6 protein-coding genes are annotated in these 8,254 nt (G+C 37.0%); 4 read left to right on the top strand and 2 right to left on the bottom strand.

Going from position 1 to position 8,254, the window contains the following annotated elements; genetic code table 11:
- Positions 1 to 1,057 precede the first annotated feature (1,057 nt).
- Genes uvrA through AXA65_RS07955 form a run of 3 tightly spaced genes read left to right on the top strand, consistent with a single transcriptional unit; the run spans position 1,058 to position 5,044 of the window.
- Positions 1,058 to 3,844: an excinuclease ABC subunit UvrA gene (gene uvrA, locus AXA65_RS07965; RefSeq protein ID WP_063969588.1), complete on the top strand. Its 2,787-nt coding sequence runs from the start codon at positions 1,058 to 1,060 to the stop codon at positions 3,842 to 3,844.
- A gap of 35 nt (positions 3,845 to 3,879) precedes the next feature.
- Positions 3,880 to 4,854: a hypothetical protein gene (locus AXA65_RS07960; RefSeq protein WP_063969587.1), complete on the top strand. Its 975-nt coding sequence runs from the start codon at positions 3,880 to 3,882 to the stop codon at positions 4,852 to 4,854.
- A 16-nt stretch (positions 4,855 to 4,870) separates the two neighbouring features.
- Positions 4,871 to 5,044, top strand: a complete 174-nt coding sequence (locus AXA65_RS07955) for a transcriptional regulator (protein ID WP_086048126.1) — start codon at positions 4,871 to 4,873, stop codon at positions 5,042 to 5,044.
- A gap of 336 nt (positions 5,045 to 5,380) precedes the next feature.
- On the opposite strand, the gene AXA65_RS07950 is transcribed toward AXA65_RS07955, so the two are convergent.
- The gene (locus AXA65_RS07950; RefSeq protein WP_063969586.1) at positions 5,381 to 6,049 is read right to left on the bottom strand and encodes a YceI family protein; all 669 of its coding nucleotides are present in this window, start codon (positions 6,047 to 6,049) and stop codon (positions 5,381 to 5,383) included.
- Between the two features lie 397 nt (positions 6,050 to 6,446).
- Between AXA65_RS07950 and AXA65_RS07945 the strand changes: the two genes are divergently transcribed.
- Entirely contained in the window at positions 6,447 to 7,328 is an 882-nt protein-coding gene (locus AXA65_RS07945; RefSeq protein ID WP_063969585.1) for a polysaccharide deacetylase family protein, read from the top strand.
- Positions 7,329 to 7,451: 123 nt separating this feature from the next.
- Here AXA65_RS07945 and AXA65_RS07940 read toward each other — a convergent pair whose 3' ends face one another.
- Positions 7,452 to 8,222 (bottom strand): TIGR02757 family protein, encoded by a 771-nt coding sequence (locus AXA65_RS07940; RefSeq protein ID WP_063969584.1) that lies wholly within the window; start codon positions 8,220 to 8,222, stop codon positions 7,452 to 7,454.
- Positions 8,223 to 8,254: the final 32 nt, after the last annotated feature.

The raw sequence follows: 8,254 nt of genomic DNA, 5'->3' as shown, positions 1-8,254 counted from the left end.
ACCATTTCAGAACCAGGTATACCCCGGTTCGGAACCACCTTTAGCCGGTTGGTTAAGTGGTCTTGGGTGCTTCGGAACCGGCTGCGACCACTTGCATAACCACCTTCAACCATTTCAGAACCAGGTAACCCCCGGTTCGGAACCACCCTTATCCGGTTGGTCAAGTGGTCTTGGGTGCTTCGGAACCAGCTGCAACCACTTGCATAACCACCCTAGACCATTTCAGAACCAGGTAACCCCCGGTTCGGAACCACCCCTCCCCCCCTTCGGAACCACCCCTTTGGGAATTTAAAATACATGGTGTCGCCTTGCCAGAAGCGGATTTAGAATGTTTAATGATTTTAATCTGGAAATTGACATACGTTCAATAAAATATTATCCTCTGCTTATTCACAAATTTAAAATCCCGTAGGGATAACCTGTTAATAGAAAATAGAAAATGCCAGCAATCAAAGCTTCGTAGGAGCGAACTGTGAATTAATATTTAGTAACAGGCCACTCCTACGGAGTTCTTCTCAAATTACAAATCAATTTCTATTAACAGAACGTTCCTACGGAACTAATCAATCGGGAATCTGCACATCCAAATCTTCATATGTATTGAAAATGAAATTTTACAAACGGATTCATAATATAATGATGTTAATTTGAAAACGTTAGGGCTTCAACAAAATATTAACCTCTACTTATCGTAATTTGAAATCCCGTAGGGATAACCTGTTAATAGAAAACAAAAATAGGTAACAATCAAAGCTTCGTAGGAGCGACCTGTTAATCAACATCAATTTCTATTTTTATTAACAGTATGTTCATCAATTCCAAATATTCCCATTTATTGGAATTTAAAATTTGCAAATGGATTAGGCATGTTTAACGATTTAAACCGAAAAAAATTTGGTGTTACAACAAAAAGAAACTTGATCTTTTTGCGACTTAAAACACATTTAAATTCAATTCCAATTTGCGACTTTGCGATAAAAACCACACCATTAATTAATCCAAATTCATATTCCAATTCGATTTAATTTTCCGTAATTTTGTGGGTCTCATTTTTACTATGGCTACAACAACCGACATCGATATCAAGAAATTTCTTTTCGTTAAAAACGCGCACCTTAACAACCTGAAACACATAGATGTTCTCATCCCGAAGAACAAACTGATTGTGATCACAGGCGTCTCGGGAAGTGGAAAATCTTCACTAGCTTTCGACACCATTTATGCCGAAGGACAGAGGCGTTATGTGGAAAGTTTGAGTTCCTATGCGCGTCAGTTTTTGGGGAAATTAGAAAAACCAAAAATTGATGATATCAAAGGTTTGGCGCCGTCGATTGCGATTCAGCAAAAGGTGATCTCTTCCAATCCGCGCTCTACGGTTGGAACTTCTACAGAGATCTACGATTATATGAAATTGTTCTTTGCGCGCGTCGGCAGAACTTATTCCCCGATTTCCGGCGAAGAAGTGAAGAAAGACAGCGTGACGGATGTGATAGATTTCATTAAAAATTCAAAGAAAGATTCGACATTCTTGCTTTTGGCTCCTTTGGCATTTGATGCTGAAGATTTTGCGGAACAATTGAAAACCTTGAAAGTTTCCGGTTTCACAAGATTGGAAGTCAATGGAAATGTTGCTGGAATTGAGGATTTGGAAAGTTTCGGATTTGTGCCTGAGAAAGAGATGAAGATTAATTTGGTCATAGACAGATTCAGTTATGAGGAAGATGAGAGTTTCCTTCAGAGATTGGCGGATTCTATCCAAATGGCTTTCTACGAAGGTCACGGCTACTGTTCTCTGAAAAATACAGACACAGAAAAAGTAAGGGATTTCTCGAATAAATTTGAATTGGACGGCATTGTTTTCAATGAGCCGACTGTTCATTATTTCAGTTTCAACAATCCTTACGGCGCTTGCCCGACTTGTGAAGGTTACGGAAAAGTGATTGGAATTGATGAAGACCTGGTGATTCCGAACAAAAATCTATCGCTTCACGAGGATGCAGTCGCGTCTTGGCGTGGCGAAAGTATGAGCGAATGGAAAAAGGATTTCATCAAAAAGAACAAAGACTTCCCTATTCATAAGCCTTACCACCAATTGACCAAAGAACAGAAACAGTTACTTTGGAGAGGCGACAAAACGAAAACCTTTCCGAGCATCGATAACTTTTTCAAAATGCTGGAGGAAAATCTTTATAAAATCCAGTACCGCGTAATGCTTTCGCGCTACCGTGGGAAAACACTTTGTCCGACTTGCGAAGGCTTAAGATTAAGAGAAGAAACGAGTTGGGTAAAAATCGACGGACACAATATTCAGTCGTTCATCGAATTGCCTTTGGATGAATTTCTCCCCTTAATCAAAACTTTAAAACTCAACGAGCACGACAGAGAAATCGCCAAACGATTGACCTACGAAATCGAAACCCGACTGGAGTTTTTGACGAAAGTTGGTCTGGGCTATTTAACCTTAAACAGAACTTCGAACACACTTTCAGGTGGAGAAAGTCAGAGAATTAATCTGGCAACCAGTTTGGGAAGTTCATTGGTAGGTTCGATTTATATTTTGGATGAGCCAAGTATTGGTTTACATTCAAGAGACACAGAAAATCTGATTGGCGTTTTGAAACAGCTTCGAGACTTAGGAAATACCGTAATTGTTGTAGAACACGATGAAGACGTGATGAAAGCAGCCGACCACATCATTGATATTGGTCCGGAAGCTGGTTATCTCGGTGGTGATTTGGTTTTCAACGGAAGCTATGACGAGATGATGAAATCCGATACGCTGACTGCAAAATATCTGAGTGGCGAAATGGAAATCGAAGTGCCTAAAAAGCGTAGAAAAACTAAAGAATATATCGCAATAAAAGGCGCTCGTCAAAACAATCTGAAGAACATTGACGTGAATGTTCCATTGGAATGCTTGACTGTCATCACAGGTGTTTCCGGAAGTGGAAAATCAACTTTGATGAAGGAAGTGATGACGAACGCGATTCAAATCCAACTCGGAATGGGTGGAAAAAAAGCGGATTATGATTCTGTGGAATTCCCTTCAAAATTGATTCAAAATATCGAATTAATTGACCAAAATCCGATTGGAAAATCGTCCCGTTCCAATCCAGTGACTTACTTGAAAGCCTACGACGACATTCGTGACCTTTTTGCGAAACAAAAATCCGCGAAAGTTCAAGGTTTGAAACCGAAACATTTCTCCTTCAATGTGGATGGCGGACGTTGCGACGAATGTAAAGGCGACGGTGTTATCACAGTTTCAATGCAGTTTATGGCAGACATCGAGCTAGAATGTGAGCATTGCCACGGTACACGTTTCAAGAAAGAAATCCTTGAAATCAAATACGACGAAAAGAACATCTCGGACATCCTTCATATGACGGTTGATGAGGCTTTGGAATTCTTCTCAGAAAACCACGAAGAAAAAATTGCGACCAAAATAAAACCTTTGCAGGACGTTGGTTTGGGTTACCTACAACTCGGCCAATCCTCTTCTACCCTTTCCGGCGGTGAGGCGCAGAGGGTGAAGTTGGCATCATTCCTTGTGAAAGGTGTGACGACCGACAAAACGCTTTTCGTCTTTGATGAACCTTCGACAGGATTGCATTTCCACGACATCAAGAAATTATTGAAATCGCTTCAGGCATTGATAGAATTAGGACATTCGGTTGTTGTAATTGAGCATCAGCCGGATATCATTAAAGTAGCAGATTACATCATCGACATCGGTCCAAATGCCGGAAAATACGGTGGCGAAGTTGTTTTTGCAGGAACGCCGGAGGACTTGGTTAAGGTTAAAGAGTCTGCTACGGCGAAGTATATTGCGGAGAAATTGTAAATAGATTTATCAAAAACTAATAACCAAATATAATTATGACCGTAAAAGAAGCTATTCTAAAAAGTTTAGAAGATTTAATAGTTCCAGTATATAATGTAGAAGTTTACAATCATATTGTTGAAAAAAACTATTACGAATTTTTGAAAGGAAAAACACCCGCTTCTACAGTTTCTGCACAATTGGGAGACTTTATAAGAGATGGAGATTCCAGAATAAAAAGAATAAAAAAATCTAATGGTATTTATCATTATTATTTAACTAAAAATGAACAACAAATTGGAATTGAAATTTTAAATGATGAAAATGAAGTTGATATTTCAAATACAGTTGAACCAAAAATATTGAAGACAAAAGTTTATGAAGAAAGAGATTTGCATAAACTTCTTAGTAGTTATTTAAAAAATACCGAAACCTTTTCTAAAACAATTTTCCACGAACAATCTAATGGAAAAGATAGCAATCAAATTTGGACACATCCAGATATGGTTGGAATTAAGTTCTTGAATTTACAAACCAAAGTCAGTCAGAATTTTCTAAAATCTATCAATCGTGTTGATACTTTTAAATTAAGTTCATACGAATTGAAGAGAGAAATAAACAGTGATAGCGAACTTAAAAAAGCTTATTTCCAAGCAGTTTCCAATTCAAGTTGGGCAAATTACGGCTTTCTGGTTGCTTTTGAATTTAGCGATAGTTTATACGAAGAAATGGCTAGACTTAATCAATCTTTCGGAATTGGAATTATTGAATTAAATGCAAATCCTTATCAAAGTAAAATTATTTTTCCTGCTGTTTTTAGAGATTTAGATTTCAAAACAATTGATAAACTTTGCAAAATGAATAAAGAATTTGAAAATTTTATTGAACAGACAGAAAAACTTTTAACTGCCAGCGAAAAATATATTTCAGGTGCAGAAAAAGAACTTAATGAATTTTGTGATAAATACTTTTCAAATGATTCTGAGATTGAAAAATATTGCAAAGACAAGAATATTCCTTTTGAAAAATAATATGTTCTCAAAAATAATGAATCTACAATCAATCAAAACCGAACAAGATTACAATCAAGCTTTGCAAAGGCTTGAAGATATTTTCGATGCAAAACCAGACACAAAAGATGGTGATGAACTGGAAGCACTAGCCAATTTGATTGAAGAGTACGAAAACGAAAATTTTCCTATTGAAGCTCCAAATGATTAAATATAATAGACTTATCCACAAAAAAATGTGGATAACTACGAAACTTTAACATTCAGTTTACATTTCGTATTGTTTTTCTTTCTAAATTTACATTATAAGATTAAGGAAATCGTTATGAAAACTTACTTATTTTCAATCAGAATCATTCAAACTAAATTTGATATAAAAATCAAAGGATAGCATCGTCAGCTATCCTTTTTTATTGTTGTTTAACTAAAAAAATGAGATGTCTTTATCTACTGAGCCGGCTCCTAAAGGGTCGGTTCTTTTATTTCGTTAAATAAAAAAAGACTGTCTCTTTCGAAACAGTATTCTCCTTTTCACTTTTAAAATCTATTATTTAGCAGCATTTACGCTGATGCCAATTTCAATGTCTTTGCTGATCATCCATTCCGCTGGGTCCGTTTCATCAGTCCCGAATTTGATTCCCCAATCTGTTCTGTTCACAGTAAATTTAGCTTCTACAGCCGCTTTACCTTCAGTGACAGTTACTTTTGCTGGGAAAGAAACGTTCAAAGTTTTTCCTAGCAAAGTCAAGTTTCCGCTTACTGTTTTGTTAGAACCTGCTACAGCATCTTTTGGAAGTTCACCCGCCAAATCCGCCACAGAAGTGATTTTGAAGTCAGAAGTTGGATTTTTGGTCACGTTGAAAAAATCTTCATTTTTCAAGTGTGCTTCCAGGTCAGCCGGTTTCTTGTCAGCTTCGGTCACGGACGCTGGGTCCACTTTCAAAGTCGTCATATCGATTACGAAATCTCCAGAAGTCACTGCGTTGTCCGCAACTGTCAACTCACCAGATTTCAAGTTCAAAGTTCCCCATCTTGGTGCGAAACCACCTTTGTGGAAAGCTTTCCAGTTCACGTTGGACGTTGCCAAATCCACTTTGTAAGCGTCTCCGGTTTTCGCCGCTACTTCTTGCGCATCTTTCACAGTTTCTTTTTTGTCATTACAAGCAGTGAACATTAAGGCTGCTCCTGCAAATGCCAATACGGTTAATTTTTTCATAGAAAATTATTTTGATTAAACTTTTTTAGTGCAGCAAAAATAAGACCTTAAACAGAGAACAGACGTTGATGTACATCAAGAAACGCAGCAATATCAATATTTGGGCAGCTTTATCCGCCTTCCACTCCCAATCTTTTTTGCTCACGGTTTCAGTTAAATTGAACACGAAGTACACGCAAAAAAGGATTTCCGTTCAAGTCGGGCTGCGATTTCGGTGATGAAATTTTAACACATTACTTCTATTTAAAAATAAAAACACTAAAAACCATAAACAATTGATTATCAACAATAATTAATTTAATTATAATTAAAATAAAAATAATCATCGGCATCAAATTTGATTCTAAGTTTTAACTTAATTAACATTTTTTAACAACTTTAAATTCCATTATCTACAATGAAAAAAACTTTTGCGGAAAAATCAAATCTGTTGGTTTTTCTTGGGACTGCTGCCATCATCACTACAGCAGTATTTTTTTTGAAATCCTGTACCAAAAAATCAGAAAAAGAACAGGCACAACTTTCAAAAGACATCAATTCAGAAAAAATCGTCCCCAACTCAGCAAAAGTTATTTCAGCAAAACCCGACGTTCCCGACGACCCGAATAAGCGTTATATCTATTTAACCTTCGATGATGGACCAAACAGAGGAACAAGCAACCTTTTGAAAATCACAAACAAATATCAAATTCCCATCACAGCTTTTGTTGTTGGAAAACACTCGTACGACAGCAAAACCCAATCAAAAGAATTGAAAGAACTGGAAAATGACAAGCTGGTTGAGATTGCCAATCACAGCTACACGCACGCTTTGAACCGATATTCTGAATTCTACAAAAAACCCGAAAATGTAATTCACGATTTTGACAGAGCAAGAGACAGCCTGAAATTCAAAAATAAATACGCCAGAACACCCGGACGAAACATCTGGAGAACTGCAAACATCAATAATACCGACATCAAAACTTCAAAATTAGCAGCAGACGAATTACAACAAGCCGGCTATGTTTTGGTTGGCTGGGATTTGGAATGGAAACCAACGAACGCGATGAAACTGAAAGGCACTCACAAGGAAATGACAAAACGTGTGGACAGCATCTTCTTCAACGATCTGGAAAAGACTTCCCGACATTTGGTTTTTCTGACGCACGACCAATATCTTCAGGACGATGATTCGGTTCGGGAATTGGATTTGTTCATCTCAGATTTGCAAAACAGCAACCGTTTTGAGTTCCGGAAAATCTCGGAATATCCAAATATTAATGATATTTTGAAGTAATTTTTTAAACCACAAAGACACAAAGACTTCACTAAGTTCACTATTGCATAATTCTTAATGTCAACAACAGAAAAAATTATTTGTGTACTTCGTGAAAAAACTTTGTGTCTTTGTCGTTAATCCCTATTCAAACTCTTTGGAAACGCCCAACCCAAACAAAGCAAAATCATAGATTGCCGGGTCAGCTGAATTATATTTTCGAAGAATCAAATCCAATTCTTCTACAGCTTTCCAATCGTTTTGTTTTCGGGTCAAGATACCTAATTTTCTGGAAATATTTGCCGTATGAACATCCAAAGGAACAGATAAAAACTTTGGGTCAATATTTCCCCAGATGCCAAAATCAACGCCTTTTTTATCTTTCCGAACCATCCAGCGCAAAAACATTATCAACCTTTTGGAAGCCGAATTTTTGTAAGGCGAACTCACGTGTTTCTGTCCACGGTGTTTTTGGGAAATGAATTGATTTCGGAATCGTTCAATCGAATGATAGAAATTGGTTTCATCTTCATTGATAAGAAAAGCATCTTCGAGACTTTCAAACTGAGAATAAATACGTCGGAAATTCCTTAGAAAGAAAATAAAATCTTCGTGGTTGAAAGTTCTGTGAATCGCCTTCTGTGGAATTTTATCCAGATCAGACTCTGTGAAATTCATTACAAAATCGTAAGGTGAATTTCCCATCAGTTCCATCATTTTATTCGCGTCATTGATGATAGATTTTCGATTTCCCCAAGCGATACTTGCGGATAAAAAACCAGCAATCTCAATATCCTGCTTCAAAGAAAAGCGATGCGGAATCTGGATTGGGTCATCAGTTATAAAATCCGGTGAATTGTAGAATTCTGCTTTTTCATTGAGCAAATCGAAGATGTCTTTTTCTTTCAAATTCATTCTACAAAAATACGGATTAGTTTTATCGCAAA

The organism is Chryseobacterium sp. FP211-J200 (assembly GCF_001643375.1).
Lineage (GTDB): Bacteria > Bacteroidota > Bacteroidia > Flavobacteriales > Weeksellaceae > Epilithonimonas > Epilithonimonas ginsengisoli.
Note: the sequence above shows the minus strand (reverse complement) of the source record. Positions and strands in the feature narration are given on the sequence as shown.